Here is a 25,236-nt window from a genome sequence, read left to right as displayed (position 1 = left end):
TTCTTATGGTTTTGTCGCGCCGGCGGCCTTCGACGGATAGTGCTTCGGGAAGGCCACCGACAGGAATTCATTGGCCGCCTGCAAGGCGGTCTCGCGCGTGGTGTCCTCGGTCCCCATCATCAACCGCAGCCACAACCCTTCCAGCATCGCACTAAGCGCCAGCGCCATGACCTGCGGCTCATAGGCATAGGAGCCGCTTTGCTTCAGCGTCGCGCACAGGTCGATGAAGATGGTCTGGTAGACGGCATCGCGCGCACTGCTCAGCGCCTGGTAGGTCGGCCGCGACTTGGCCTCGCCCCAGAAGGCACACCAGGCGGCGAGCTTGCGCTTGTTGCAGATCGACCGGTCGAAATCGGCGGAGACCAACGCGTGAAGCTGATCGGCGGGGTCATCGCCCGCCTTCTGCAGGGCGTTGCGCCAATGCGACGAATACTCGTCATACATATGCTGCAAGGTCGCGATGAGCAGCTTTTCCTTGCTCTCGAAATGGAAATTGACGATGCCGCGCGACAGGCCCGCGCCGTCGGCAACATCGGCCATCGTCGTTTCCGAATAGCCGCGCTTGGCCAGCGAATCGATCGTCGCCTCGATGAGCTGAAGCTGCCTGACCTCCTTCGAGGCCTTGCGTCCGCGCTTTTCGGCCTCGCTTTTCCGCGCCGATTCAAGGAGGGCTTCCCTGGCGACTGAAGTCTTCATGGGTCTGATGGTCTCCAGCATCGCCGGCTATCCAACCGGCTTTCGACCGCGAAGATGAGTGGGACGGTGCTCACCACTGTCAAGCACCTTCTGCATGGCTTCCCAGGTTCGTATGTTCTTGTCGACATAGGCTGCGCCAACCTCGGCGGCGACCATCGGGTAGAGCGGCCCTTTCAGCTTTTCCAGCTCACCGCGCGCGACGTCGCGATACCAGGGATTGCGATCCCTGGCAGTGACATCGGCAAAGCCGGCGCTACGCATCGCCTGCGCATAGCGCGCCGGCGATGCCATGGCGAAGGACAGCCCTTCCGCCGCGATATAGGCCCTCATCTCGGGTGACGGTTCGCCGTCATGTGAGATCATCCAGTTGGAGGCGGCAAAGACGCCGCCCGGCCTGAGAACCCGGAAGATTTCTGCAAACAGCGCGTCCTTGTCTAGCACGTGCAGCAACGCATCCTTGGAGAAGACGACATCGAAGGAGCAATCGGCGAAAGGCAGCGGTCCCGGTGGCGCCTGGATAAAGCTGACACGATCCGCGAGCCCACGCGCGGCGGCTCGCTGCCTCGCCGTTTCGATCACCGGCTGTTCGACATCGAAGCCGGTAGCGTGAGCGGCGCCGTGGCGCTCGACCAGATGCAGCGTGATGCCGCCGGAGCCGCAGCCGATATCGAGGATCGTCTTGTCCTTGAGCGAAAGCCCTTCAACCACCCGGTCGACCTCGTCCGGGCCTCCCGGCGACAGATAGCCGTCGCCCCACAGCAACTCGAGGAAGCGGATGGTAGTGTCGTCATACTCCGGCTCGGCATCTGCCGTCTCAATCATCGGATGTCGTCCCCGTCAGCCGATTTAAGCACTTTGGAAAGCCCGCAAAGCGTATCTCAAGGCTGAGAAAACGCAACACCATTTGTTGAACATTCATTCAGTATGACTGGACAGAATGGCTGATACCGTGCCAAATTCCGCGCATTCGGGAACAGATCACGCAAAAATGAAGAGCGGGTCGCGCGGGAAGACTGGGCCAAAATGAAAGCTTGGGATGCGATCATCATCGGCGGCGGGCACAACGGACTGGTCAACGCCTGCTACCTGCAGCGCGCCGGCCTCGACGTGCTGGTGGTCGAGAAGAACGACTGGGTCGGCGGTGCCGCCACGAGCAGGGAACTGACACCGGGCTTCCTCTACTCCAACTGCTCCTATGTCTGCTCGCTGTTTCGCCCTGAGATCATGCGCGACCTCGAACTGCCTCGCTTCGGCCTGCAGGTCATCTCATACGAGGGCGGCGCGGTGTTCACCCGGGATGGCGACTACCTCGCCAACTACCGCGACCGCGATGCGCACCGGCGCGAATTCGCCCGCTTCTCCAAGCGCGATGCGGAAGCCTATGACCGCTATGCCCGCGACGTGACGCGGCAGTGCCGCTTCATCCAGCCGCTGTTGATGCGTACCGCGCCCGACCCGACCAGCCTGCGGCCGCGCGACCTCGGCGAACTGCTCTATCTCGGCAAGAAATTCGCCGGCCTGTCGGCGCAGGAAATGGCGCTGACGCTGCGCTTCTGGACCATGTCGATCTCGGAGTTCCTCGACGAGTATTTCGAGACCGATGTCATCAAGGCGAACTTCGCTTTGTCCGGCATCATCGGCACCGCGCTCGGGCCGATGTCGCCCGGCACGGCTTACGTGCTTTTGCACCACTATATGGGCGAGGTCGACGGCTCGGTCGGTGCCTGGGGCTATGCGCGCGGCGGCATGGGCGCCGTCACCAAGGCACTCGCGGCATCCTTCAAGGCGTCGGGCGGAACCATCCGCACCGGCGCCGAGGTCGACCGTGTGCTGGTCAAGCGCGGCAAGGTCAAAGGCGTGGTGCTGGCCGGCGGCGAGGAGATTTACGGCAAGCTCGTCGTCTCCAACGCCGACGTGAAGCGCACCTTCCTCAAGCTGGTCGAGGAAAAGGAACTGCCCGAGATCTTCCTGCGCCGGGTGAGGAACTTCAAGATCCGCGGCTCGTCCGGCAAGGTCAACATCGCGCTCGATTCGCTGCCGGAATTCCCAGCGCTGCCGAAGGATTCGCCGGTCTATCGCGGCGACATGCATTTCACCGATTCGATGGAGCGAATGGAGCGCGCCTATGACGACTGGAAGGCCGGGCGCTGGTCGGTCGATCCCTTCCTCGACATGGTCATCCCGACGACACTCGACCCGACCATGGCGCCGCCCGGCAAGCATTTCATGAGCTGCTTCGTGCAATACGCCCCGCCCAAGATCGGCGGCCGCGAGTGGACCGATGCCGATCGCGACGGCTTCGCCGAAAGCGTGATTGCCCAGATCGCTGAATACTCGCCTAGCTTCCGCGACCGCATCGTCCACATGGAGGTGCGCACGCCGCGCGAGATCGAGGCGGAAGTCGGCCTCACCGAGGGCAACATCTTCCAGGGCGAATTGACCTTCGACCAGCTTTTGTTCAACCGTCCGGTTCCGGGCTACGCGCAGTACCGTTCGCCGGTCGATGGGCTCTATATGTGCGGCTCCTCGACCCATCCCGGCGGCGGCGTCATGGGTGCGCCCGGCCGCAATGCCGCGGCGGAAATCCTGCGCGATCTCGCCAAGTCGACCTCCCACATGAGCCCGGCCCATGACGTCATTTGACGCAATCATCATTGGCGGCGGCCACAATGGCCTCGTCGCTGCTGCCACGCTGGCCAAAGCCGGCCGCAAGGTGCTGGTGCTGGAAGCCGGAAGCGAAGTCGGCGGCGCCGCGCGCACCGAAGAATTCGCGCCCGGCTTTCGCGCATCCTCCATTGCCCATCTGCTGAACCGGCTGCATCCCGACGTGGTGAAGACGCTGGAGCTGGAAAAGCACGGGCTGCAATTTGGTCGCGCCGACTTCATGCCGTCGGTGGCGCTGTCGAAAGACGGCCCGCCGCTTGTCCTGCATGGCGCCTATGGCGAGGTGCTGACTGGCGCCAGTTCGTCCGAGCAATCGGCCTGGAAGGGACTGCGCGCGCAGCTGCTGCGCTATGCCGGCATCCTGAAGCCGTTCCTCTACCGCCGGCCGCCCGATCTCGCCGGCATGTCGCTGCTGGAAACCGTTTCACTCGGCCAGACCGCGCTGGCGTTGAAGAAACTTGGCAAGGAAGACATGCGCGACTTCCTGCGCGTGCTGTTGATGAACGTTGCCGACCTGCTGGATGAACAGCTCACCGACATCAGGCTGAAGGGCCTGCTGGCTTTCGACGCAACGCTGGGCAGCCATCTCGGTCCGCGCTCGCCAACCTCATTGCTCGGCCTCTACTATCGGCTGGCCGGCGAGACCGATGGTGCGGCCGGCGCGCAGGTCCTGCCGCAAGGCGGCATGGGCGCGGTCGTCACTGCCATCCGTGCCTCGGCGGAGAAGGCCGGCGTCGAAATCCGCACATTGGCGCCCGTGGCAAAAATCATCGTCGAGAAAGGCCGCGCCGCCGGTGTCGCGCTCGACAATGGCGAGGTGATGCACGCGAGCACGATCGTCTCCGCCATCAATCCGGCGACGACTTTCCTCGACCTCGTCGGACCGCGCGAGATCGACACTGGTTTCGTGCGCAAGGTGAAGAACATTCGCATGAAGGGCGATACGGCCAAGCTCAATCTGGCGCTCGACCGGCCGCCGCAATTCACCGGTGTCGATGCCGCCGGCCACAAGGGCCGGCTGGTCATCGCCCCCTCGCCCGATCACGTGGAGCGCGCCTTCAATCCCTCCAAATATGGCGAGTTCTCGCCGGAGCCGGTGATGGAGATCACGCTGCCAAGCCTCGCCGACCCGTCACTCGCACCCAGCGGCGCCTGCGTGCTGTCGGCGGTCCTGCAATACGCTCCCTATGCGCTGAAGGAGGGTTGGGATGCCGGCAAGCCGAAATTCCTCAAGGCTGTTATGGCGCAGCTCGAGTCCTACGCGCCCGGCATCGGCAAGAGCGTGATCCACGCCGAGCTTTTGACGCCGGCCGATATCGAGACGCGCTATCGCATGCCGGGCGGCCATTGGCATCATGGCGAATTGCAGGCTGACCAGATGCTGGTCTCGCGCCCCGTCTCCGGCTGGTCCGGCTACGACACGCCGATCGATGGGCTGTTCCTGGCCGGCGCTGGCTCGCATCCCGGCGGCGGCGTCTCCGGCGCACCTGGCCTCAACGCCGCACGACGCATCATCGCGATGAAGGGATAGGCCATGGCCCAGGCAACCAAGAAGAAACCCGTCGCAAAGGCAGCCGGCGCGCCCGTTTCCGCCCGCATCGCAGCACAGGCTCATTTCCACACGCTGCGTCTGGGCACGCCATTCCAGCCGCGCATCGACGCGCTGGCCAGAACCCAGGACTGGTACAATTGGGCCGGTTACCGCGCCCCCCACTCGCTGTGGGACGAGGAGCTTGAATACTTCGCCATCCGCAGCCAGGCGGCCCTGTTCGACATTTCGCCGATGACCAAATACCGGATCGAGGGGCCGGAGGCCGAAGCCTTGCTCAACCGCGTGACGCTGCGCGATGTCACCAAGCTCAGGCCCGGCCGCGTCCACTACACAGCCTGGTGCGACGACGAGGGTTTCGTCCTCGATGACGGCACACTGTTCCGTCTGTCGCCGACCCGCTTCCGGCTGTGTTCGCAAGAGCGGCATCTGCCTTGGCTGCTCGACAGCGCCGTCGGTTTCGATGTGATCGTTGAGGAAGAGACTGAGGCGGTGGCCGGCCTCGCCTTGCAAGGCCCGACCTCCTTTGCGGTGCTGCGCGATGCTGGCTTTGCCGGCGTCGAGAGGCTGAAAATATTCGACCTCGCCGACTTCCCGCATGATGGCGGCCCCCAAGGAAACACCCAGGTCACCATCTCGCGCACCGGCTTCACCGGCGATCTCGGCTACGAGCTGTTCGTTTCAGCCGACATGGCGCTGAGCCTGTGGGACCGGCTGATGACATCGGGCGACCTGCGCGGCATCCGCGCCATCGGCTACACCGCGCTCAACCGCGCCCGTCTGGAGGCAGGGCTGATCGTTGCCAATGCGGATTTCACAACCGCCGAGCACGCCATCCGCGCCGACCGCCTGCGCATGCCCGACGAGATCGGGCTCGGCTTCATGATCGATCTGGAAAAGGGCCATTTCAATGGCCGCCGTGCCATCCTCGAGGCGAGAGCGAAACGCAAATTGCGCTATGTGCTGGTCGGGCTGGAGATCGAAGGCAACATCCCTGCCGAACACGCCATCGTCTACCACAAGAAAGCCCACGAGGTTGGCCTGGTCAGCGCCGCCATGTGGTCGCCGATGGCCAAGCGCAACATCGCCATCGCCTCGCTGGCGCGGCCATACGGTGATACCATGGTCGAGGACCTCTGGGTCGAGATCTACGCCATGCGCGAGCTGCAGTATCAGAAGCTGATGAAGCGAGCCAAGGTGGTGGCGCGTCCGTTCATCAAGCTCGACCGCCGCACTGCCAATCCGCCGGCGGACTTCTGATCATGACCGACGAAGCCGACAAGCAGCAAGAAGATGGGGAAGCCGCCGAACAGTGGGAGCTGGTCAACACACCGCTCGGCGAGAAGTGGTCCGGCCGCACGCGCTATGCCGCCGCCATGTTCTTCTACAAGCGCGACGAGATGACCTCCGAGACGCTCGAAGTCTACCGCATCTGCGCGCGGCTCGATTCGGAAGATCCGCTGCCGATCATCCGCGATCGCGGTGTCGGCAAGGACTGGCTGAAGCGCATGGGCTTCCAATAAGTCGTTCTAACCTATCGTTTTCTCGAGCATGCCAAGCCAGTTGCGATAGGCGATCTTTTCGATCAGCGCGCGGCCGAAGCCACGTGCCGCCAAGGCATCGATCAGCTTCGGCAGGCCGGCGACGTCGCCGATGACGGCCGGGATCATGGCGCCGTCGAAATCGGAGCCGAGGCCGACGCCGTCTTCACCCAGAGCCTGCAGCAACGAATCGACATGGCGCACCATGATGTCGAGGCTGGTGTCGGCATTCATGCGCCCGTCCTCGCGCAGGAAGCCTGTGGCGAAGTTCAGTCCGACCATGCCGCCGGACTCGCGGATCGCGCCGAGCTGCCAGTCGGTGAGATTGCGCGAATGGCCGCAGATCGCATGCACGTTGGAATGGGTGGCGACCAGCGGCGCATCGCTGAGCGCGGCGACATCGCGAAAACCCTTCTCGTTGAGATGCGAGAGGTCGATCATGATCTTCAGCTGGTTGCAGGCCTTGACCAGCGCCTTGCCCGCATCGGTCAGGCCGGGCCCGGTGTCGGGCGAGGACGGAAAGCGGAACGGCACGCCGTGGCCGAAAGCATTCGGCCGGCTCCAGACGATGCCAAGCGAGCGCAGGCCGGCTGCGTGCAGCACGTCGAGCATGGTGAGCTCGGGATCGATCGCCTCGACCCCTTCGATGTGGAACACCGCAGCGATCGAACCCTGCGTCATGGCATTGCGCACATCGCCGGCACTGCGGCAGACGGTGAGCGCTCCGGCCCGTTCCAGCCTAAACAGGATCGAGGCCATCGCGATCGTCGAGGCCAGCGCATCATTGCGCGGAACCTCGGGCGGCAGCGGCTCGGCAGCGCTCGGCGCCAGGGGAACGGCGCTGCGCCTGGATTTCTCGACTGGCGGCGGGAAGATGGCGAACATGCCGCCGGCAAAGCCACCGGCCTTGGCACGCGGCAGGTCGATATGACCGCCCGATTTCCCCTCGATGAACAGCTTTTCGACGTCCGTGTCTTTCGACTGGTAGAGTCTGAGCAACGTATCGTTGTGGCCGTCGAAGACGGGAACGAGGTCGGTTTCGGTCATACGGGGATCATTCGGTTCGTTTGTCGGCAAGGGGGCTGAGATACACCATATCTACTTAGGCAGGATGTGCCACCCGCGCAAATGCCAAAGCCATCCCGGTGGGATGGCAGCCACTTGCCGCGCCGTTTCCCGGTGACGAAAATCCTACCGCTTCAGCACGTCGGCCCACTCCTGATGGCGGCGGAACTGGGCGTTGGCGAAGGGGCAGAGCGGGATGATCTTCTTGCCTGCCGCCCGCGCATCCTCGACGGCGCGGGTGACGAGCCGAAGCCCGGCACCCTGGCCACGAAATGCGTCCGGCACCTCGGTATGGTCGATGATGATCTGGTGCTCGCCGATCTTGGTGAAGGTCATCTCGGCCTCGGCGCCACCGGGCCCGCGCAGGACATAGCGACCCTTGGAACCGCGATCCTCAAGCTCGATCTCAGGCAGTTGGTCAGGCATCGCTATACTCCTTGGGCAGCATCGGCAAAGAACCGCCGCGCCGCCTCGATCTCGTTTGGCCGCACCTCGTGCCCGCCTTCATGCCACTCCACTGTGACATCGGCGCCGTCGGCACGCAAATAGGCTTCGAGCCGCGTCGTCAGGTTCGGCGGGCAGATCGGATCGCGCTTGCCGGCGGTCAGCAGAATATGGCGGCCGGCGAGACTGCCCTTCACCTCCGGTTCGAACGGGATCAGCGGATGCATCAGCACCGCGGCGTCGAACAGCGCCGGTGCCGCAAACACCACCGAGGCCAGGACGTTGGCGCCGTTGGAGTAGCCGAGACCAAGCACGATCGACGGCTTTGCCGCCCCGACATGGGCCGCCTCGACATGCGCCTTGACGAAGCCCGCCATCTTGTCCGTCGCCCGTGCCAGATCGTCCATGTCGTAGACGCCCTCGCCGGTACGGCGAAAGAAGCGCGCAGCACCTTGTTCGGACACATCGCCGCGCGGCGAGATGATGGTTGCCTGGGGCGCGAGATCGCGCCCCAGCGACAGAAGCTGGTTCTCATCGGCTCCCGTGCCATGGAAGACGAACAGCAGTGGACCGCCCGGCGAACCGGGCAGCAACTTGTGGATGTAAGCGTCCTTGCTCATGACCTCAGCCTTCCAGCTTCTGCAGATGCTGTTCGAGATAGGGCCGCAGGTGCTGGTGCTGCGTCGGCAGCTTCAGCGCCTCGCCGAGATGAGCGGTGTCCTCATCGCGATCGAAACCCGGCTCGTTGGTGGCCACTTCGAACAGCACGCCACCCGGCGTGCGAAAATAGATCGCCCAGAAATAGTCGCGGTCGATCACCGGCGTCACGCCATAGCCGGTATCCATCAACGCCTTGCGCACTTCGAGCTGCTTGGCGCGATTCTCGACGGCGAAGGCGACGTGATGGACGGAGCCGGCGCCGAGATCGGCGAAGGCAGCAGCCGGCAGCGATTCGATATCGACGACATCGGCGCCATTGCCGTTCTTCACCGCCAGCCGCCTGACGTTGCCGGACCTGTCGACTTCCTCATAGCCCATGAACTTCAGCAGCTCCTCAGTGGCGTCGCCATCCTTCAACCGGAGCGACACCGAGTGGAAGCCTCTGATGGCCTCGTCCGTGGGAACACCACCTTTCGCCCATGGCGCTCTGCTGTCAGCCTTGTCCTCGACCAGCGCGAAGCCGTCGCCGTCCGGTCCGGCAAAGGCCAGACGCTTCTCGCCGAATGTCTCTTCGTGCGACAGGCCGGTGACGCCCTCATCGGCAAAACGCTTTTCCCAGTAGGTGAGCGTGCCTTCCGGCACCGAGTAGACCGTGGTGCCGACTTCGCCGACGCCATGCCGGCCCTTGCCGATGTCGGGGAACGGAAAATAGGTCATCACCGAACCGGGCGTCCCGGCCTCGTCGCCGTAATAAAGGTGGTAGACATCAGGCGCGTCGAAATTGACGGTCTTCTTGACCCGGCGCTGGCCGAGCTTTTTGGTGAAGAACTCATTGTTCTGGCGGGCATCCCTGGCCATCGATGTGACGTGATGCAGGCCTTTGATCTGGTCGAGCATTGTCTTGCTCCTTCCCTTGGTGCTTGTGCGGCCCTCGCCGCTGTCCACGCCAATATGAGGACGCGGCCGCTCTGGGCAAAGGCGGCAAACACAGAATGGACTGTGCTGTAAAAGTGAACAATACAAAGAGTTCTGTTCACCAATTGACTCACGTGACAGGCTTGCGCCAGCGCCAGAATTCGGTTCCATGAGCGGCGTTCGACCATCCCAGGACAGAGTATCGCGCGTGATTGGAAAAACCAGGCGGCCTAACATTCTGCTGATCACATGCGACCAGTGGCGCGGCGATTGTCTGTCGTCTGCGGGCCATCCGGTTGTGAAGACGCCGAATGCCGACGCACTGGCCGCAGAGGGTGTGCTGTTCAAGCGGCACTATGGCGGTGCGGCGCCCTGCTCGCCGGCCCGCGCCTGCCTCTACACCGGCCTCTACCAGATGAACAACCGCGTCTGCCGCAACGGCACGCCGCTCGACGCCCGACACGGCAACATAGCGCTGCATGCGCGCGCCCTCGGCTATGATCCGACGCTGTTCGGCTACACCGATGTCTCGCTCGATCCGCGCCTGCTGGCGCCGGGCGACCCGGGGCTGCAAAGTTATGAAGGCGTGCTGCCAGGCTTTACGGTGCGCCAGTTGCTGCCCGAACATCAGAAACAGTGGCTGTCCTGGCTGAAGCAGCGGGGTATCGACACCAGCGCCGGGTCTCCCGACATCCATCGACCGGTGAACGGCGACAAGACCGGCGCTGTCAGCAACGCCCCGCCCGTCTACTCAAGGGACGAAACCCCGGCCGCCTTCCTGACCGGCGAATTCACGCGCTGGCTTGGCGAGCAGGACGACGCCGCGCCGTGGTTCGCGCATCTTTCCTTCATCAGCCCGCACCCGCCCTTCATCGTGCCGGAACCCTACAACACGATGTATCAACCTGCCGATGGCCCGGCCTTCCGGCGCGCGGCAAGCTGGCAGGAAGAGGCGCAGAGCCATCCCTACCTCGCCTATGACATTGGCCGACAGAAGCAGGCCAGGTTCCGTGCCGACGCCAATGGCAAGGTGCACGACTGGAGCGATGACGACTTCCGCCGCATCCGGGCGATCTATTACGGCATGATCTCGGAGGTCGACGCGCAGCTCGGCCGCATCTGGCAAGCAGTCAAGGCCGCAGGCGCGTGGGACGACACCATCATCGTGCTCACCTCAGATCATGCCGAGATGATGGGCGACCATTTCATGCTGGGCAAGGGAGGCTACTTCGACGGCAGCTACCACATTCCGCTGATCATCCGCGATCCGCGCCACGGCCAGGCGGGCGGCGACAGCGTCGATCGCTTCACCGAGGCGGTGGACGTTGGGCCGACGCTCCTCGACCTGCTCGGCGAGGATCCCGCGCCGCACCTCGACGGCACCTCGCTGAAGCCGTTCCTGAGCGGCGGGAGCCCAGCAGCCTGGCGCGATGCGGCGCATTGGGAGTTCGATTTCCGCTCGATTGCCGAAGGCGAGGCCGAACGCCATTTCGGCATCGCCTCACGTCAATGCAACCTCGCCGTCATCCGCACCGAAAAATTCAAATATGTGCATTTCGGCGGCGGCTTGCCGCCGCTGCTATTCGACCTGGAAACAGATCCGGGTGAATTGAACAATCTGGCCAAGCACCCGGCTTATCTGGCCGTGCGGCTGGAGTTCGCCGAACGGCTTCTCGCCTGGCGGGCTGAACATCTTGACCAGTCGCTAGCGCTGGCTGAACTGACGGAACACGGCGTTGTCGGCCACGTCGCCCGGGGCAGTACGCGAATAAGGCAGTAGGGAACCGAACCGGTACGACGACGGTCCTGCCCTACTGCCCTACTGCCCTACTGCCTATTCCTATTTCACAATCATCCGCTGCTGATCCCGCTTCTCGGCATAACTGCCCTTGTCATAGGCGGTTTGCGCCTTGAGCTGTTCCTTGGTGAAGGTCGTGTACAGATACTTCTTGCCGTCCTTGTCGGTCATGAGTTTGAGGTTGTCCACGCCGACCGCAACCTCCTTCTCGCCGATGCCGAGGAAGCCGCCGACATCGACGATCACCGCGTCGGTCTTGTTGTCGGGCGCGAGCACGACATCGCCGATTTCGCCGACCTTGGCGTCGTTGGCGCCGTAGACGGTGGTGCCCTTCAGATCGTCGGCGCGGATCTCACCAACCGGCAGTTCCGTCAGCGTGGTCTTGTCGATGGCCGCCGTCTGCGTCTGGTCGGGAGTCGAAGCATCAGGGGTGGTCGTTGCCGGAGCCTCGGCCGTCTTGTCTGCGGGGGCGGCAGCAGGAGCCGTGGCGTCGGACGGCACAGCGGCCGGGGCGGTTGCAGCCGGCTCGTTGGATGCCGTGGTCGCGGGTACCGGATCATAGGCCTTGCGGTTGAAATCCGGCTGCGCCTGCAACTCTTCCTTGGTGGTCTGGGCCACCAGCCAGCGGTCGCCATTCTTCTCGGCCCACTGCGCCTTGGAGAAATCATAGGTGACATTCTTGGCGCCGAGGCCAAGGAAACCACCGACGCCGATGACAAGCGACTCGGCCTTGCCTTCCCTGGTCAGAACGATGTCGTTGACGCTGCCGATGTTCTGCGCGTCATCGCCGGTGCCGTTGTAAACGGTTTCGCCGATGATGTTGGTGGCAAGGTTGCCGTCGGCCCGCTTCACGGGTTCCGCCGGAGCCGCATTCAGGTCGACAGGCTTCTGCGCCGTATCCGTCGTCGCGGGTGCCGTCGGTGCTGTTGCGTCAGTCGATGCAGCAGGTGCTGGTGCCGGAGCGTAGGGCTTGCTGTCGAACTCCGGATGCGCCGTCAGCTCGTCCTTGCTCGTCTGGGCAACCAGCCAGCGATCGCCGTTCTTTTCGGCCCATTGCAGCTTATCGTAATCGAAAGCGACGTTCTTCGCTCCGACACCCAGAAAGCCGCCGACGCCGATGACGACGGATTTCGCCTGGCCATCTTTGTCGAAGACGACGTCGCTGACCTTGCCGATGCTCTCGGCATCGTCGCCGGTGCCGTTGTAGACGGATTCACCGATGATGTTGGTGACAATGCTGCCCTCGGCGCGCGGCAGGGGAGCGGCGGCAGCCGGCTCCTGAACGGCAGGCGCCTCCGCTGGTGCCGGCGTTGTCGCGCTCTGCGCATGAGCGCCGGTCGCGATCAGCGTTGCGAGTGCGGTCGTGGCTAGAAGATTGCGGATCATGATCGTCTCTCCTGGTGCGTGATTTCGTGCACGCCGCGCCCGGTTGAACCCGTCGCTGGGGAGATCTGACGCGGCAACTTCTACAGTTCACAACGTCGTGAGCATGCTGTTGTTCCGACAAAAAGCGCGCGGAGTCCGTGGCAAGAAATCGACAAGCGTCTCCGTCACAGCCTTAAGCCCGATCGCGGATTTCGCCACACACGGAACCTTTCCCACCTCGCCGCGTTGCAGCCTATGGCTGGGTTTGTCTTTGTCCCGGTCCGACCATGGTCGAATAACGGAGTGGGGCATGAAATTCGCAGCGGTGCTGAACCGGGACGGCGGCACCTTGCGGACCATTGACCTTGCCGCTTTCTCCGACAGGATGCGCCAGGCGCTGGAGACGGCAGGCCACTCTCTCAGCATCGAGATTGTCGACGGCAAGGATGTGGTGGAAACGCTCGACAGCGCGGCCTCACGCCGCTCTGTCGATGTCGTGCTGGCCGGTGGCGGCGACGGGACCATTTCTGCCGCAGCCGCCCGGTTGATGGGGACGAAGAAGGCGCTTGCCATATTGCCGGCCGGCACCATGAACCTGTTCGCGCGCGGGCTGGGCATTCCGCAGTCCCTGGATGCCGCGCTCAAATCCTTCACGGACGGCGAAATCATCGCGGTTGACATAGCGACCGCCAACGGCCGGCCGTTCGTTCACCAGTTCTCGATCGGCATGCATGCGAAGATGGTGCAACTGCGCCAGAAAATGGAGTTCGGTTCTCGCCTGGGAAAGATCCGTGCCTCGGCCAAGGCGGCTTGGGCGACGATCAACAATCCACCGGCGATGAACGTGACGCTCAGCATCGGCGAAGCCGAGATGGCGGCCCGCATTACCGGCATCGGCATCACCAACAATTTGTTCGGCGAAGGCCACTTGCCTTACGCCGACAACCCGGCGGGCGGCGTGCTTGGCGTCTATGTCACGGTGGCGCAGCAGCGCGCCGAACTGGTCAAGTTCTTCTTCAACATGGCGCGCGGCAAATGGCGCGACAACGAACATGTCGAAATCCATCAGGCGGGTAGGACGGTCCTGAAAATCCACTCGGGGAGCCGGAAGTTTCGTGCCGTGATGGACGGAGAACTGATCAGGCTTGAGCGTGAAACGACGATCGAAATCCAGCCCGGCGCGCTCAATGTCCTGGTGCCGGCCAGCGTCGCCGAGGCAAAGGCCGCCTGATGCGATTCATACCCATTGCCGCCGACAAGCTAGCCGCTGGGAGCACTGCCCTGTTGGGTCGTGTCCTTCTTGATCAATTCGCCATAAATCTCGGCGGCCCCCCAAGCAACAAAGGCCAGCAGCAACGCAGCGATCAGAATGCGCAGGCCATGCCGGCCCCAGCGCCCCTGACGGGCTTTGTCCTCAGGAATGATCTTGATCATGGTCGGCCCTCGGATCGGTTTGCGCCAATTGGCGCGTCCGGCAAAACAACATGGTCGGGTAACGGTTCCTCGCTAGGATGGTTCCGGCCGGCCGGCTGGTTCTGGATCGACAGACCGGCGAAGCGACGACGAAGACCAAAACAGGGCAACGGGGACCTGGGTGAATAACAAGGCGGAAAAAGTGCCGGATCTGCCGGCTGACGTTGCGCTGGCGGTCAGTGCCGAAGACCGGCTGGCCGTGCTGCACGGGCTGGAGATGCTGGATACGGCGGCCGACCCGGATTTCGACCGCATCAGCAGCCTTGCCGCGGCGGTAATGCAGGCGCCGATAGCCTTGGTCACGCTCGTCGACCACGAGCGGCAGTGGTTCAAATCCTGCTTCGGCCTGGACCAGACCGAAACCGCGACCGACATCTCCTTTTGCGCTCATGCGATTGCCGCCGGCGAAGAGCCGATGGTGGTGGCGGATGCAACGACGGACCCACGTTTCAACGCCAACCCGCTGGTCACCGGCAAGCATCATGTCCGCTTCTATGCCGGCGCGCCGATGGTCGTGGCAGGTGCCCGCATCGGCACGCTCTGCGTTCTCGACCGCAAGCGGCATGCCTTTCCATCCCGCGCCGAGCTCGACCAGTTGAAGGCGCTCGCCGGCCTCGCCGCCAGCCTGTTCACCTTGAAGGACGCGACCCGCAGCGGCGCCATCGCCGAGGCCGCACTGGTGCGTGAGGAAAAACGACGCGCCATCGCGCTCGATGCGGCGTCGCTCGCCAGCTGGGCGTGGGACATCCGCACCGACATCATCGAATGCGACACCTTGCTGTCGGAGCTGTTCAACCTGCCGCGCTCGAACCGGCTGCGGGCACGCGACATCCTCACCGCCATCGATCCGCGCGACGTCTACCAGACCGAAACCCGCTTTCGCGACGCCTTGACCGGCAGCGACGACTATTTCGGCGAATACCGGGTGAAGGGCTTTCATCCGCCGCGCTGGCTCGCCACGCGCGGCCGTGTCATCGAGCGTGACGGTGACGGCAAGCCGACGCTGATCTTCGGCGTCAACTACGACATCTCGGAGCGCAAGCTTGGCGACGAGCGGCAACGGCTGCTGCTGCGTGAGCTCAACCATCGCGTCAAGAATACGCTAGCGACCGTCCAGGCGCTGGCGACACAGACCGTGCGCCATGCCCGCCAGCCGAGCCAGTTCCTCGAGGCCTTCGGCGCCCGGCTTCAGGCCCTGGGCATCGCCCACAATCTGTTGTCGGACCGCGAGTGGCGCGGCATCGGCATCCGTGAACTCGTCCAGATCGAGGTCAGGCCATTCGAAACGGCCGAGCAGCCGCGCATGACGATCTCCGGCGACGACTTGCTGCTGTCGCCCGACCAGGCCGTCGGGCTTGGCCTGATCCTGCATGAACTGGGCAGCAATGCACTGCAATATGGATCGCTGTCGGTGGTATCAGGCAAGGTTGATCTCGGGTGGAAGACGCAAGGCAGGAAGGGTGCCCGCCGCCTTGTGCTGACCTGGCGCGAAAGCGGCGGCCCGCAAGTCGCCCCGCCGGAACGGCACGGCTTCGGCTCGATCCTCATCCGCCGCAGCCTTGCCAAGGTCATTTCAAGCGAAGTGACCCATGAGTTCCGGCCGGAAGGGGTGTTTGCTGAAATATCGATGCCGCTGGAAGACCTGTCGAAGTGACCTCCCAGCGCCTTTAGTTACGCCCGCTTTCATCCCCATCGTCTGCGCCCGGCTTCACGTTCTCGCGGTAGATCGCGTAAGCCGCGAGCGCTACGGCTGGACCCAGAATGACGCCGAGACCACCTTTTCCCTTGAGCAGTGTCGGCAGCACGGCGAGTGCGGCGGTGATGCCGATCGCCTTCATGTCGGCATTGCGGCGTTGCGCCCGGCGCCGGGCGCGCGAGCCTGCGGATATCTGGTAAATCAACAGGATCAGCCCGGCAAGCACCAGAAAACCGACGCCAAAGCCCAGTGCGGCGGCAAGCGACCCGTAGCGCATCGCCGACCAGATATAGGCTGCGCCGACCAGAAAGCCGAGACCACAGAGCGCTGCCGATAGGGCGAGCCCATAAACGATTGCCGCCGTGCGCGCCCGGCGCATGGCGGCAACGGTTTCGCCCGAGGCGAGACCCGAAATCAGGGATGCCAGCATTCCCATCTGCAATGCGACTAGCGACGCGCAATGAGCGCGAAGAGGAAGCCAACGCCGGCAGCGATCGCCAGTGACGTCACCGGCTTTTCACGCACGCTCGCCATCATCTGCGCTTCGATGTCCTTGGCGTTGCTGCGCAGACTGTCAAAGGCTGCTTCGCCCTGCGCGCGCAGTTGCTCGACACCTTCCGTGGCCGCGCGACGGGCAGTGCCATAGCCATGCTCGCCGGTCTTGGCCAATTGCTTTGTGAGCTTGTCGATGTCGGCCTTCAATTGCCTGATGTCGGCTTCCAGGTCCGCATTTGCACGGGAGTCGTTTGCGGTCTTTCCTGCGGCAGTTGCCATGGCTTAACTCCTTGTGATTGCTCGATTTCAAACGCGCCGCGCGCCTCAAGGTTCCGGCACTGGGGACAAAGTAGCCGAAAACGCGTCCGCGCGCACCCGATCCGCCGGCTCTGGCAAAAAGGCCTTAGTCAGATCAGCGGCCGGCGCGCCTCGCCCAGCCCTTCCCAGCCAGCGAGCCGCTTGAGCCCTTCAATGTCTGTGACCTCGCAACCGCCGTCGCGCCAGACGATCAGCTTGCGATCCATCAGCTTGCGGATCGTCTTGTTTGTATGAACCAGCGACAGGCCGAGCGTGTCGGCGATGTGTTGTTGCGTGATCGGTATCTGGATGGACTGCTTGCCGTTCAGCCCGACGACCTTGGCCCGGCTGGCGATGAAGGCGATAAGATAGGCAGCGCGCTCGATCGCGCTGCGACGCCCGAGGCTGAGCAGATTTTCATCCAGCATGCGCTCTTCGCGCGATGCGATCCAGGTGATGTCGTAGGCGAGCCCTGGATGATTGCGGTAGAGCTCGTGCAGATACTCGCGTTCGAAAACACACAGCAGCATCGGCGACAGGGCCTCGACGGAATGCTGCATCTCGCCCATTACACTGCCCTGCAGGCCGATCAGATCGCCGGGCATGAGATAGTTGAGGATCTGGCGGCGGCCGTCTCGCAACAGCTTGTAGCGGAACGCCCACCCGGAGAGCACGGTGTAGAGATGGGCGCTGTGGCTACCCTCGACCAACACGGTAGCCGCCTTGTCGACGGCGAGTTCGCCCTTCTTAAATGTACTGATGAAGGCCAGCTCCTGTTTTTCGAAGTCGCGAAAAATCGGCAACGGCCGCAACGGGCAGTTCTCGCAAGGGTACTGGAGGTTGGAAAAGGCGCGATTGTTCTGGGCTGACATTTCGACCCCTCTTCGAAAGCCCGCTCTTTGGAAGAGCTGCATTTCAACGCGTTGCAAGGATTGAGGTTCCGCCGCCGGCCACATGTCTTTTTTAAATGACAGCAGGCCAATTAGCGATCATGACTCCATGCGTTTCAAGGAGTCGTTGCCTGTGCCCACATTGCTTGACGGATTGCGGATTCTCGTCCTGGAGGACGAATTTCTCATCGCCATGGATGTCGAGCAGCTTTGCCGTGACCATGGCGCCGGTGATGTGGTCATCGCCCGCGATCTGACAGAGGTCGATGGCCAGGAGGTCGCCACGCAATTCGACGCGGCCATTGTCGACCTCATGCTGGGTGGCGCCTCGACACTCGATTTCGCCTCGGGGCTGCGCGCGGCAGGCGTACCTTTCGTGTTTGCGTCGGGCTATTCGGATGCCGATGAAATCAAGGCATCCTTTCCAGGCGTCAGGCTGGTCGGCAAACCCTATTCGGGTGAAGACCTCGTGCAAGCGGTGGCGGCAGCCTGCGGACGCGCCTCTCTAGGTTGAGACGCGCCCCCCTACCCGCCTGGCGATCGCAGGTCAGCTGGCCGGCGAGCCCGTTACCTGGGTCGAAATCGCATCCGGGCCATACTCGTCTTCGCCTGATATTTTCAGGATCTCCTGCAAGCGCGTGCGGGCTCGGCTGACGCGGCTCTTGATCGTCCCGACCGCGCAACCGCAAATCTCGGCGGCCTCCTCGTAGGAGAAACCCGACGCGCCGATGAGGATGATGGCTTCGCGCTGGTCCTCCGGCAATTGCTCCAGCGCCCCGCGAAAATCCTTCAGGTCGAGCTGGCCATGCTGAGCGGGATGAACAGCAAGCCTGGCCGTCATGATGCCGTCGCTATCTTGCACTTCACGTCCACGCTTGCGCATCTGCGAATAGAATTCATTGCGCAGGATGGTGAAAAGCCACGCCTTGAGATTGGTGCCGGGTTGGAAGCTTTCGTGCTTGTCCCACGCCTTGACCAGCGTTTCCTGGACGAGGTCGTCGGCCTTGTCGGCGTTTTGCGTCAGCGACACCGCAAAGGCACGCAGGCTTGGGATTGCCCCAAGCAGATCTGTCTTGAAGCCTTGGGAGACCGCAGCCATGCCTCAGTCCTTTTTCTGTGCGGGTTCGGCCTGTTCCAGCTGGCTAAGCAACTGGGAAAAGCGATCCGGCACATCGTCGGAGACCAGCTCGTCGTAATATTGTTTGAGTTTGCGTCCGATTTCGGAATTCGGCCCAAGAGCGTCACCGGAACCGTTCCGGCGCCTGCTTTCGGCGCCAGCCAGAATATCTTTCGTCATATCCTTCATTTTGCCCTTGTATTCCCAGCGCCCAAGCCGCTCATAATATTACTCAACACAACGCAAGCGACACCCTCGTCTGGTTGCCCATCCCGACCTCAAACGCCGTCCCGACGCATTAGTTCCATCAAGGCCGGAACTTTTTCTCAAGATCGGCGTTGTTTGACCGGGCTTGCAATCAGCTTGACCTGCAATCTATGCAATCACGTCATTCTGAGGGAGACGTCTTACCATGAGCTTATCCGCCACCATCGCGCCAAACCTGCCATTCCTGCGCCGCTTCTCGCGAGCCGTTTCCGGATCGCAGGAGAGTGGCGATGCGCTGGTCGCCGCGATGCTCGAAGCCATCATCGCCGATGTTGAAATCTTTCCCGAGGCATCGAGCGACCGCATCGCTCTGTACAAGGTTTTTGCCAAGCTGTTCACATCGGTCGCCATCCGCGTTCCACAGGAACACGCGCAATCAGCATGGGAACAGCGCGCCGCCGCCAATCTGAATGCAATTGCGCCGCGCCCGCGCCAAGCCTTCCTGCTTGTTGCCGTCGAAGGCTTCAGCGAGGATGAGGCGGCCGAGATCCTCGATGTCGGCGACCAGGAGTTTTCAGAGTTGCTTGCCCAGGCAAGCAACGAGATATCCCGTCAGGTGGCAACCGATGTGCTGATCATCGAGGATGAACCGCTGATCGCCATGGATATAGAAGAAATGGTCGAGAGCCTCGGGCACCGCGTCGTTGGAACGGCTCGCACCCATGCCGAGGCGGTGACGATGTTCGGCAGGACACGGCCGAAGATGGTGCTGGCCGACATCCAGCTTGCCGACGGCAGTTCGGGCATCGAGGCCGTGAACGAGATCCTGTCGTCGACGTCGGTGCCGGTCATCTTCATCACCGCCTTTCCCGAGCGTCTGTTGACTGGCGAGCGCCCCGAGCCGGCCTTCCTGGTCACCAAGCCGTTCAATCCCGACATGGTCAAGGCGCTGATCAGCCAGGCGCTGTTCTTCGACCGTCAGGCGAAAGCCGCCGCATAGGCTCGCAGCCCCTGACAGCACGGCACGACATTGAAGGCCGCTCGATGCGATGCATCGGGCGGCCTTTTTACAAGCCGGAACCGTCGTCAGCGAAATTCCTACGCCTCCTGCTCCGAACGATTTGCAAGCAGCGCCTTTTTCGGCAAAGGGTGGAACAAACCGCATCTACCCACGTTTTCATTACACCATTCGAAGGAGATGGATCATGCTCTACTGGGCGCTCGTATTTCTCGTCGTGGCGATCATCGCCGGCGCGCTTGGTTTCGGCGGCATCGCCGGTACGTCTGCCGGCATTGCGCAGATATTGTTTTTCATCTTTCTCGCCTTTCTGGTCATTTCGCTTCTTGCGGGCCTGTTCAAACGGGCATCGTGAGGACGAACGGCGACCGAACACTGGAAGCCGCACCCCTCAAACGGTTTCCAGCCACCGCCGGGCGGTATCCTGCAAAGGACACCGTCCGGCGGACCGTTTTTGGCGGCTGATTTTCGGGAGACCTCTTTTGGAACCCATTCAACCGTGAGCCGTTCAGCCTGAGTTGGGGTGGACAGATTGGCCGATGCGTTCCAGAACCGGAGATAGGAAGGACGACGTGCAAAGCGATGAAGTCATCGCCCTGCATCCTGCCGAAAGCGGCATGCAGCTTGGACGGGCTCTTCTCCATGCGTTGCACAATGCCGGTATTTCCGTTCTCTACCAGGATCGGGAGATGAAAACCGTATGGGCGCGCAACATGCGCGCGCCCTGGGTTTCCGACACCGCCGACAGCAACGGCATCCTGCCGGCGGCGCAGGCCGACCGCATTGGCGCGGCCAAGCGCGACGTCATCGCATCCGGCAACCCGCAACGTCTGGAGATCAGCGTTCCCGTCGAGGATGGCATCCGCTGGTTTCAAGTCTGGATCGATGCCGACCACGGCGATGGCGGCACGGTGCAAGGCGTCGTCACCACGATGGTCGAAACGACCGAGCAGAAGCGCCGTGAGCAAACCCTGACAACACTGCTGCGCGAAGTCAGTCATCGCTCGAAGAACCTGCTGGCGATCATTCAAAGCATAGCCACCCAGACCGGGCGCTACTCCGATGGCATCGGTGATTTCCTGACACGCTTTCGCGGCCGGCTGCAGTCGTTGGCTTCGTCTCAGGATCTCGTCACCTCTTCCAACTGGCGGGGTGCTGCACTTCGCGAACTGGTATCGGGGCAGGTTGGTCGCTACGGCGGGGATCCGGTTCGCAGCCTGCGTTTTCAGGGAGCAAACCCTTATCTCAATCCGAATGCTGCCCTGCATATCGGCCTTGCCATGCATGAGCTCGCGGTCAACTCGGTGAGCTATGGCGCCCTGTCGCAGCCCGACGGATTCGTAGAGGTTACAGCCAACCTGACCGCCGACGACACTGGGACCTCCCTATCTCTGACATGGGCCGAAGCAATCGGAGCCAATGACAACAGGCGTAGCGAGAAGCGCTTCGGAAGTGTCGCACTCGAACGGGTCGTGCCGGCGTCGCTGAATGGTACGGCGACGCTTGAAATCGCGGCCGGTCGCCTCGAATACCGCCTTGTCGTTCCGCACGGCAATTTCGAGACGGATTGAGCGACCCGCACCTGCGCCAAGTCCTTAACCGACTGTTCACCATAAAAGCCGATGCTGTATTTCCCAGATACCGCTGGAACCTGTTGCATCTTCGAACATTTCCGCAGCAGGACTTGCAGCATGGTGCGGGAGGAATGCCTTGACGGTTGCGGACATGAACAGACTGGAACAGGCCGCTCGGATCTCCATGGGCGAGTTTGAAGACTCCGAGGCATCCGCGCCGCCGCCGCCTCCTGTTCCTCACGCTTCGTTGCGCCTTGTCGTTCTCGGTCTTGCCGCGCTGATCGTCGCGGCCGTCCTCTTCCAGCTGGCTTACTGACCTCCGCGCAACCTGCGGCCTTGGTCGATCCATGTTAATTCGCTGGCCATGTTAATTCGCTGGTAGGTCTTGCAGTGCAGGAACTTTGCGGAATGTGGACCGTTACTGTGGCGAGAGGACGTTTTCGCCATGGAACACATCGCCGCATTGCTGCTGGTCATCGGCTGCTCGAACACGATGGCCGATTGCCGTGAGCTTCAAGTCCCTGTCAGTGTTTTCGAAACCGCCGACCAATGTGTCGCCGAACGCCCGTTCGCCATGGGCGACGTGCAGGGGCAGGCCGAACACATCGTCGCCAAATGCCTTACGGTCGACCCGGCGCTCGAAGACGACTACGATCAGGTGGTGTGGAAGGTCGGCCCGGACGGCAGTCTTGACGCATCCTTGGAGATCTCAAATATCGTCGTTGCGTCAAACACGGCGCGCCCCGAAAAAGACTATCTTAGCCAACAATAAATTCGAGCGGGCAACGGGCGCCATTTCATGCTAAATGGCGGTTGGAGCTTATTAAAGTGAGGACACAAAGTGAGGAGTGACTCTATGCGGAAGATGCTTATTGCCATGGTTGCTGTGGTCGCGGTCAGTGGCTGCACCTCTACCGAGCAGGACGTGGTTGGCGGCGGCTTGATCGGCGCCGGTGTCGGCGGCTTGGTCGGCGGCGGCAAGGGCGCGCTGATCGGCGCGGCCGTGGGTGCCGGTTCCGGCCTGCTGGTGCGCAATCTGCGCAATGGCTATTGCCAGTATCGCGATCATCGCGGCCGGATCTACACCGCGCGCTGCAACTAGTTCGGCGATACCGAGACCTGATCCGGAGACCGGTTCGCCGGCCTCCGGATTTTCATTGTTTAGTGCTTGATCCTGGCCGCCTGACGATCACCGTCAGTTTGCCAGAGGGATTTTGATTTCCACGTTCAGCCCATTGGCCCGGAAATCACGCTTGATCGTGCCGCGCAATTCGCGCGTGACGTTGAGATCGATCAGCTTGGTGCCGAATCCGGTATTGGCGGGTGCTTCGAGTTTCTTCTGCCCGGTTTCGCGCCAGTTGAGAGCCAGCGTCCTGTCGCGCCCGCGCCCTTCGAGCGACCAGTCCACCTTCAGCGCCCAGTCGCCCTTCAGGGTATTGGCCGAATTGCCGGCTTCGCCGTATTTCAGCGCGTTCGTCGCCAGTTCGTGGAAGGTGAGGCCGAGCGCTTGCGTCGTGGTTTCGTCGAGCAGCACCTGTGGCCCCGACAACAGCTCATCGGGCAGATCCTTGCCGAACACCTGACCCAGTTCGATGCGCAGGAGATCGCCAAGATCGGCCTTCTGCCAGCGCGAGCGCGTCAGCATGTCCTGGGATGCCGCCATCGCCTGCAGCCTGGCCGAGAAGGATGCGGAAAACTCGTTGACGTCGGTGGCCCGCGATGCCGTCTGGCGCGCGATCGCCAGCACCCTGGTGATCGAATTTTTGATGCGATGCTTCATCTCCTGCAGCATCAGGTCTTTTTCGAGCAGGCTCTTTTCCGTCGTTTCGTGCAAGCGCGACGCCGCCTCATAGGCCCGCTCCTGATACCGCGCCACCAGCGCGATGGCGCCCGCCAGCAACAGGCCGAACAGCCCCAGCATAACCGGAATGGCGCGCGACGACGGCTGCGAGAAGGCGCTCGTCGGCCGGAACAGGACAGTCCATGGCCGGCCGGCCACCATTATCTTGCGGGTGACCAGCAGCCTGTCCCCAAAGGTCGAAGCCGGTGGCGTCTCCGACCGGAACAACAGATTGTCGCCGTTCACCGCGCCGTCGCCATCGTAAATTTCGGTGTTGACCGGCAGCAGCGGCGACCGGCTGAGCGCGGTCTGGAACAGGTCGCGAGCCCGAAAAGCCGCATAGAGAAAACCGGCCGTGGAGGACCTGGACGCATTGATGACATCGGGTGCGGTTTCGACATTGAGCCGCACGAAGACGAGGAAGCCGGTGAACGTCTGCGCGGCACCTGTGTCCTGGCCCAGTTGGACCAGCCCGCTGGCGTGCTGGTGGTCATCCGACATCGCCTTTTCGATCGCCGCGCGCCGCACCGGTTCACTGAACATGTCATAGCCGATGCTGCCCTGGTTGGACGGGTCGAGCGGCTCGAACAGCACGATGGGGGTGCGCCAAGGCTGCGTGGTGTCAGGATAGATTGGATGGTTGACGCCATGGTCGCGCAGCATATCGCGTTCGACCGCCGCCTCGTCTCCAGCCTTCGCCAACCTGACATAGCCGATGCCGCGCAAGCCGGCAAAATTGTTGTCGGCATCGAGCGCTTTGAAGAACGCCTTGAACTCGTTGCCGGAAATATCGCCGTTGCGGGCGTCGAACAGGGCCTGCGTCGAGCGCAACAGCGACAAATGCAGGTCGATGCGGCTCTCGATTCGGTTGAGCGCGTCGTCGGCCGTCGCTTCGAACTTGATGCGGGCGGCTTCTTGCGTCGCGAAATAGGCAAACCCCGCCATCGTCATGCTGATCAGCGCAACGGCGATGAACGCGACGATTGGAAAAAGCTTCTTCAACGGATGATGTGGTCCCTGAGCGAATAGGGACCTTTATGGGCAAGTCGCCGTGCCAACACAATGGCAGGGCCAAGCCATGCTGACGGCTAGCATATCACGAGTCTGGCAACCCGCGACCTGGTCTGACCTCAGGCAGCGATCTTCAGCGCCCCCGGTCCGGGAATGGCACCGGGCGGGCATTTGCCCAGAATGATCATGCCGAGCACCTCGTCCTGGGTCACATCGGTGGTGCGGGCTGTGCCGACGACCTGGCCGTTCTTCATGACGCAGACCCGGTCGGCAAGCTCGAACACGTCGTGGATATCGTGGCTGATCAGGAAGATGCCGATGCCGTCGGACTTGAGCTGCTTGACCAGTTCGCCGACCTGCGCCGTTTCCTGCGGACCAAGCGCTGCCGTCGGCTCGTCCATGATCAGGATGCGTGCGTTGAACAGGATGGCGCGCGCGATCGCCACCGATTGCCGCTGGCCGCCCGACAGTTTGATCACCGGCTCCTTGAAGCGCTGGAAGCGGGGATTGAGCCTCCCCATCACCTTGCGCGCCTCCGCCTCCATGGCAACGTCGTCGAGCGTGCCCCAGGCGGTCATCAGCTCGCGGCCGAGGAACAGATTGGCGGCGGCATCGACATTGTCGGCCAGCGCCAGCGTCTGGTAAATCGTCTCGATGCCGTATTTCTTGGCGTCGCGCGGGTTGGAGATCGACGCTTCCTCGCCATTGACGAAGATCTGCCCGGCATCGCGCTTGTAGGCGCCGGACAGGATCTTGATCAGCGTCGACTTGCCGGCGCCGTTGTGGCCGAGCAGCGCCACGACCTCGCCGGGGAAGAGATCGATCGAGGCGTCGTCGACGGCGCGGATGCCGCCAAACGCGATCGAGATGTTGCGCATGTCGATCAGCGCTGTGGCCGCAGGAGCAATCTTGTCAGTCATG

At 62.7% G+C, this 25,236-nt stretch carries 29 protein-coding genes; 14 read left to right on the top strand and 15 right to left on the bottom strand.

Features of this window, described 5'->3' with window-relative positions:
* Positions 1 to 3 precede the first annotated feature (3 nt).
* Together betI and C8D77_RS16775 are read right to left on the bottom strand one after the other, a co-directional pair.
* The gene (gene betI, locus C8D77_RS16780) at positions 4 to 717 is read right to left on the bottom strand and encodes a transcriptional regulator BetI (RefSeq protein WP_109665208.1); all 714 of its coding nucleotides are present in this window, start codon (positions 715 to 717) and stop codon (positions 4 to 6) included.
* Positions 718 to 723: 6 nt separating this feature from the next.
* Positions 724 to 1,518 (bottom strand): methyltransferase domain-containing protein, encoded by a 795-nt coding sequence (locus C8D77_RS16775; RefSeq protein ID WP_109665205.1) that lies wholly within the window; start codon positions 1,516 to 1,518, stop codon positions 724 to 726.
* A gap of 201 nt (positions 1,519 to 1,719) precedes the next feature.
* Here C8D77_RS16775 and C8D77_RS16770 point away from each other — a divergent pair, with 201 nt between their 5' ends.
* The 4 genes from C8D77_RS16770 to C8D77_RS16755 are packed head-to-tail and all read left to right on the top strand — an operon-like array spanning position 1,720 to position 6,432.
* Positions 1,720 to 3,339 (top strand): phytoene desaturase family protein, encoded by a 1,620-nt coding sequence (locus tag C8D77_RS16770; RefSeq protein ID WP_109665202.1) that lies wholly within the window; start codon positions 1,720 to 1,722, stop codon positions 3,337 to 3,339.
* A complete protein-coding gene (locus C8D77_RS16765; RefSeq protein WP_109665199.1) occupies positions 3,326 to 4,891 on the top strand; it encodes a phytoene desaturase family protein in 1,566 nt (521 codons plus the stop codon). Before C8D77_RS16770 ends, C8D77_RS16765 begins: the two co-directional genes overlap by 14 nt.
* A gap of 3 nt (positions 4,892 to 4,894) precedes the next feature.
* The gene (locus C8D77_RS16760) at positions 4,895 to 6,169 is read left to right on the top strand and encodes an aminomethyl transferase family protein (RefSeq protein ID WP_109665196.1); all 1,275 of its coding nucleotides are present in this window, start codon (positions 4,895 to 4,897) and stop codon (positions 6,167 to 6,169) included.
* Between the two features lie 2 nt (positions 6,170 to 6,171).
* Complete coding sequence (locus tag C8D77_RS16755; RefSeq protein WP_109665191.1) at positions 6,172 to 6,432, top strand: hypothetical protein; 261 nt, start codon at positions 6,172 to 6,174, stop codon at positions 6,430 to 6,432.
* A 6-nt stretch (positions 6,433 to 6,438) separates the two neighbouring features.
* On the opposite strand, the gene C8D77_RS16750 is transcribed toward C8D77_RS16755, so the two are convergent.
* The 4 genes from C8D77_RS16750 to C8D77_RS16735 all read right to left on the bottom strand — a co-directional run bounded on the left by C8D77_RS16750 (position 6,439) and on the right by C8D77_RS16735 (position 9,516).
* Positions 6,439 to 7,497, bottom strand: coding sequence for a dipeptidase (locus C8D77_RS16750; RefSeq protein WP_109665187.1), 1,059 nt, complete (start codon positions 7,495 to 7,497; stop codon positions 6,439 to 6,441).
* A gap of 144 nt (positions 7,498 to 7,641) precedes the next feature.
* A complete protein-coding gene (locus tag C8D77_RS16745) occupies positions 7,642 to 7,941 on the bottom strand; it encodes a GNAT family N-acetyltransferase (protein ID WP_109665182.1) in 300 nt (99 codons plus the stop codon).
* A 2-nt stretch (positions 7,942 to 7,943) separates the two neighbouring features.
* Complete coding sequence (locus tag C8D77_RS16740; RefSeq protein ID WP_109665179.1) at positions 7,944 to 8,579, bottom strand: alpha/beta hydrolase; 636 nt, start codon at positions 8,577 to 8,579, stop codon at positions 7,944 to 7,946.
* Positions 8,580 to 8,583: 4 nt separating this feature from the next.
* Positions 8,584 to 9,516 carry a VOC family protein gene (locus C8D77_RS16735; RefSeq protein ID WP_109665493.1) on the bottom strand — a complete coding sequence of 311 codons (933 nt, stop codon included), beginning with the start codon at positions 9,514 to 9,516 and terminating at the stop codon, positions 8,584 to 8,586.
* Between the two features lie 226 nt (positions 9,517 to 9,742).
* Between C8D77_RS16735 and C8D77_RS16730 the strand changes: the two genes are divergently transcribed.
* Positions 9,743 to 11,314 (top strand): alkaline phosphatase family protein, encoded by a 1,572-nt coding sequence (locus C8D77_RS16730; protein ID WP_109665174.1) that lies wholly within the window; start codon positions 9,743 to 9,745, stop codon positions 11,312 to 11,314.
* A gap of 60 nt (positions 11,315 to 11,374) precedes the next feature.
* On the opposite strand, the gene C8D77_RS16725 is transcribed toward C8D77_RS16730, so the two are convergent.
* Positions 11,375 to 12,718 (bottom strand): PRC-barrel domain-containing protein, encoded by a 1,344-nt coding sequence (locus tag C8D77_RS16725; protein ID WP_109665171.1) that lies wholly within the window; start codon positions 12,716 to 12,718, stop codon positions 11,375 to 11,377.
* A gap of 289 nt (positions 12,719 to 13,007) precedes the next feature.
* Between C8D77_RS16725 and C8D77_RS16720 the strand changes: the two genes are divergently transcribed.
* On the top strand, positions 13,008 to 13,928 hold the full coding sequence (locus C8D77_RS16720; protein ID WP_109665166.1) for a diacylglycerol/lipid kinase family protein: 921 nt from the start codon (positions 13,008 to 13,010) through the stop codon (positions 13,926 to 13,928).
* A 29-nt stretch (positions 13,929 to 13,957) separates the two neighbouring features.
* Here C8D77_RS16720 and C8D77_RS37635 read toward each other — a convergent pair whose 3' ends face one another.
* A complete protein-coding gene (locus C8D77_RS37635) occupies positions 13,958 to 14,131 on the bottom strand; it encodes a hypothetical protein (RefSeq protein WP_164548799.1) in 174 nt (57 codons plus the stop codon).
* 160 nt (positions 14,132 to 14,291) lie between these two features.
* Between C8D77_RS37635 and C8D77_RS16715 the strand changes: the two genes are divergently transcribed.
* Positions 14,292 to 15,824, top strand: coding sequence for a sensor histidine kinase (locus C8D77_RS16715; RefSeq protein ID WP_215732064.1), 1,533 nt, complete (start codon positions 14,292 to 14,294; stop codon positions 15,822 to 15,824).
* Positions 15,825 to 15,837: 13 nt separating this feature from the next.
* Here C8D77_RS16715 and C8D77_RS16710 read toward each other — a convergent pair whose 3' ends face one another.
* The 3 genes from C8D77_RS16710 to C8D77_RS16700 all read right to left on the bottom strand — a co-directional run bounded on the left by C8D77_RS16710 (position 15,838) and on the right by C8D77_RS16700 (position 17,530).
* The gene (locus C8D77_RS16710; RefSeq protein WP_109665163.1) at positions 15,838 to 16,302 is read right to left on the bottom strand and encodes a hypothetical protein; all 465 of its coding nucleotides are present in this window, start codon (positions 16,300 to 16,302) and stop codon (positions 15,838 to 15,840) included.
* Between the two features lie 11 nt (positions 16,303 to 16,313).
* Complete coding sequence (locus C8D77_RS16705; RefSeq protein WP_109665160.1) at positions 16,314 to 16,640, bottom strand: ElaB/YgaM/YqjD family protein; 327 nt, start codon at positions 16,638 to 16,640, stop codon at positions 16,314 to 16,316.
* 128 nt (positions 16,641 to 16,768) lie between these two features.
* Complete coding sequence (locus C8D77_RS16700; protein ID WP_109665157.1) at positions 16,769 to 17,530, bottom strand: Crp/Fnr family transcriptional regulator; 762 nt, start codon at positions 17,528 to 17,530, stop codon at positions 16,769 to 16,771.
* 127 nt (positions 17,531 to 17,657) lie between these two features.
* On the opposite strand from C8D77_RS16700, the gene C8D77_RS16695 reads away from it, so the two are divergent.
* A complete protein-coding gene (locus C8D77_RS16695; RefSeq protein WP_164548800.1) occupies positions 17,658 to 18,062 on the top strand; it encodes a response regulator in 405 nt (134 codons plus the stop codon).
* 33 nt (positions 18,063 to 18,095) lie between these two features.
* On the opposite strand, the gene C8D77_RS16690 is transcribed toward C8D77_RS16695, so the two are convergent.
* Both C8D77_RS16690 and C8D77_RS16685 read right to left on the bottom strand, forming a co-directional pair.
* Positions 18,096 to 18,647: a sigma-70 family RNA polymerase sigma factor gene (locus C8D77_RS16690; RefSeq protein WP_056587392.1), complete on the bottom strand. Its 552-nt coding sequence runs from the start codon at positions 18,645 to 18,647 to the stop codon at positions 18,096 to 18,098.
* Positions 18,648 to 18,650: 3 nt separating this feature from the next.
* A complete protein-coding gene (locus C8D77_RS16685) occupies positions 18,651 to 18,854 on the bottom strand; it encodes a NepR family anti-sigma factor (protein WP_109665148.1) in 204 nt (67 codons plus the stop codon).
* Positions 18,855 to 19,077: 223 nt separating this feature from the next.
* Between C8D77_RS16685 and C8D77_RS16680 the strand changes: the two genes are divergently transcribed.
* The 6 genes from C8D77_RS16680 to C8D77_RS16655 all read left to right on the top strand — a co-directional run bounded on the left by C8D77_RS16680 (position 19,078) and on the right by C8D77_RS16655 (position 22,566).
* On the top strand, positions 19,078 to 19,872 hold the full coding sequence (locus tag C8D77_RS16680; RefSeq protein ID WP_109665145.1) for a response regulator: 795 nt from the start codon (positions 19,078 to 19,080) through the stop codon (positions 19,870 to 19,872).
* 205 nt (positions 19,873 to 20,077) lie between these two features.
* A complete protein-coding gene (locus C8D77_RS16675; RefSeq protein ID WP_013529282.1) occupies positions 20,078 to 20,245 on the top strand; it encodes a DUF1328 domain-containing protein in 168 nt (55 codons plus the stop codon).
* 184 nt (positions 20,246 to 20,429) lie between these two features.
* Positions 20,430 to 21,461 carry a sensor histidine kinase gene (locus tag C8D77_RS16670; RefSeq protein ID WP_170136753.1) on the top strand — a complete coding sequence of 344 codons (1,032 nt, stop codon included), beginning with the start codon at positions 20,430 to 20,432 and terminating at the stop codon, positions 21,459 to 21,461.
* Between the two features lie 139 nt (positions 21,462 to 21,600).
* A complete protein-coding gene (locus C8D77_RS16665; protein WP_109665137.1) occupies positions 21,601 to 21,780 on the top strand; it encodes a hypothetical protein in 180 nt (59 codons plus the stop codon).
* A gap of 129 nt (positions 21,781 to 21,909) precedes the next feature.
* Positions 21,910 to 22,236, top strand: coding sequence for a hypothetical protein (locus tag C8D77_RS16660; RefSeq protein WP_109665132.1), 327 nt, complete (start codon positions 21,910 to 21,912; stop codon positions 22,234 to 22,236).
* 84 nt (positions 22,237 to 22,320) lie between these two features.
* Entirely contained in the window at positions 22,321 to 22,566 is a 246-nt protein-coding gene (locus tag C8D77_RS16655; RefSeq protein WP_109665127.1) for a YMGG-like glycine zipper-containing protein, read from the top strand.
* A gap of 93 nt (positions 22,567 to 22,659) precedes the next feature.
* Here the strand turns inward: C8D77_RS16655 and C8D77_RS16650 are convergent, their stop codons facing one another.
* Together C8D77_RS16650 and C8D77_RS16645 are read right to left on the bottom strand one after the other, a co-directional pair.
* Complete coding sequence (locus tag C8D77_RS16650; RefSeq protein ID WP_109665123.1) at positions 22,660 to 24,306, bottom strand: CHASE domain-containing protein; 1,647 nt, start codon at positions 24,304 to 24,306, stop codon at positions 22,660 to 22,662.
* A 128-nt stretch (positions 24,307 to 24,434) separates the two neighbouring features.
* The gene (locus tag C8D77_RS16645; RefSeq protein ID WP_109665486.1) at positions 24,435 to 25,235 is read right to left on the bottom strand and encodes an ATP-binding cassette domain-containing protein; all 801 of its coding nucleotides are present in this window, start codon (positions 25,233 to 25,235) and stop codon (positions 24,435 to 24,437) included.
* Between the last annotated feature and the right edge of the window lies 1 nt (position 25,236).

The organism is Mesorhizobium loti, assembly GCF_003148495.1.
Classification (GTDB): Bacteria; Pseudomonadota; Alphaproteobacteria; order Rhizobiales; family Rhizobiaceae; genus Mesorhizobium; species Mesorhizobium loti.
The sequence above is the reverse complement of the archived record's forward strand: the minus strand, read 5'-3'. Positions and strand labels throughout refer to the sequence as shown.

Excerpts from the sequence above, each read along its gene's own strand:
- betI (WP_109665208.1), bottom strand. The coding sequence starts at position 717 with ATGCTGGAGACCATCAGACCCATGAAGACTTCAGTCGCCAGGGAAGCC.
- C8D77_RS16775 (WP_109665205.1), bottom strand. The coding sequence starts at position 1,518 with ATGATTGAGACGGCAGATGCCGAGCCGGAGTATGACGACACTACCATC.
- C8D77_RS16770 (WP_109665202.1), top strand. The coding sequence starts at position 1,720 with ATGAAAGCTTGGGATGCGATCATCATCGGCGGCGGGCACAACGGACTG.
- C8D77_RS16765 (WP_109665199.1), top strand. The coding sequence starts at position 3,326 with ATGACGTCATTTGACGCAATCATCATTGGCGGCGGCCACAATGGCCTC.
- C8D77_RS16760 (WP_109665196.1), top strand. The coding sequence starts at position 4,895 with ATGGCCCAGGCAACCAAGAAGAAACCCGTCGCAAAGGCAGCCGGCGCG.
- C8D77_RS16755 (WP_109665191.1), top strand. The coding sequence starts at position 6,172 with ATGACCGACGAAGCCGACAAGCAGCAAGAAGATGGGGAAGCCGCCGAA.
- C8D77_RS16750 (WP_109665187.1), bottom strand. The coding sequence starts at position 7,497 with ATGACCGAAACCGACCTCGTTCCCGTCTTCGACGGCCACAACGATACG.
- C8D77_RS16745 (WP_109665182.1), bottom strand. The coding sequence starts at position 7,941 with ATGCCTGACCAACTGCCTGAGATCGAGCTTGAGGATCGCGGTTCCAAG.
- C8D77_RS16740 (WP_109665179.1), bottom strand. The coding sequence starts at position 8,579 with ATGAGCAAGGACGCTTACATCCACAAGTTGCTGCCCGGTTCGCCGGGC.
- C8D77_RS16735 (WP_109665493.1), bottom strand. The coding sequence starts at position 9,516 with ATGCTCGACCAGATCAAAGGCCTGCATCACGTCACATCGATGGCCAGG.
- C8D77_RS16725 (WP_109665171.1), bottom strand. The coding sequence starts at position 12,718 with ATGATCCGCAATCTTCTAGCCACGACCGCACTCGCAACGCTGATCGCG.
- C8D77_RS16720 (WP_109665166.1), top strand. The coding sequence starts at position 13,008 with ATGAAATTCGCAGCGGTGCTGAACCGGGACGGCGGCACCTTGCGGACC.
- C8D77_RS37635 (WP_164548799.1), bottom strand. The coding sequence starts at position 14,131 with ATGATCAAGATCATTCCTGAGGACAAAGCCCGTCAGGGGCGCTGGGGC.
- C8D77_RS16710 (WP_109665163.1), bottom strand. The coding sequence starts at position 16,302 with ATGGGAATGCTGGCATCCCTGATTTCGGGTCTCGCCTCGGGCGAAACC.
- C8D77_RS16705 (WP_109665160.1), bottom strand. The coding sequence starts at position 16,640 with ATGGCAACTGCCGCAGGAAAGACCGCAAACGACTCCCGTGCAAATGCG.
- C8D77_RS16700 (WP_109665157.1), bottom strand. The coding sequence starts at position 17,530 with ATGTCAGCCCAGAACAATCGCGCCTTTTCCAACCTCCAGTACCCTTGC.
- C8D77_RS16695 (WP_164548800.1), top strand. The coding sequence starts at position 17,658 with ATGCGTTTCAAGGAGTCGTTGCCTGTGCCCACATTGCTTGACGGATTG.
- C8D77_RS16690 (WP_056587392.1), bottom strand. The coding sequence starts at position 18,647 with ATGGCTGCGGTCTCCCAAGGCTTCAAGACAGATCTGCTTGGGGCAATC.
- C8D77_RS16685 (WP_109665148.1), bottom strand. The coding sequence starts at position 18,854 with ATGAAGGATATGACGAAAGATATTCTGGCTGGCGCCGAAAGCAGGCGC.
- C8D77_RS16680 (WP_109665145.1), top strand. The coding sequence starts at position 19,078 with ATGAGCTTATCCGCCACCATCGCGCCAAACCTGCCATTCCTGCGCCGC.
- C8D77_RS16675 (WP_013529282.1), top strand. The coding sequence starts at position 20,078 with ATGCTCTACTGGGCGCTCGTATTTCTCGTCGTGGCGATCATCGCCGGC.
- C8D77_RS16670 (WP_170136753.1), top strand. The coding sequence starts at position 20,430 with ATGCGTTCCAGAACCGGAGATAGGAAGGACGACGTGCAAAGCGATGAA.
- C8D77_RS16660 (WP_109665132.1), top strand. The coding sequence starts at position 21,910 with ATGGAACACATCGCCGCATTGCTGCTGGTCATCGGCTGCTCGAACACG.
- C8D77_RS16655 (WP_109665127.1), top strand. The coding sequence starts at position 22,321 with ATGCGGAAGATGCTTATTGCCATGGTTGCTGTGGTCGCGGTCAGTGGC.
- C8D77_RS16645 (WP_109665486.1), bottom strand. The coding sequence starts at position 25,235 with ATGACTGACAAGATTGCTCCTGCGGCCACAGCGCTGATCGACATGCGC.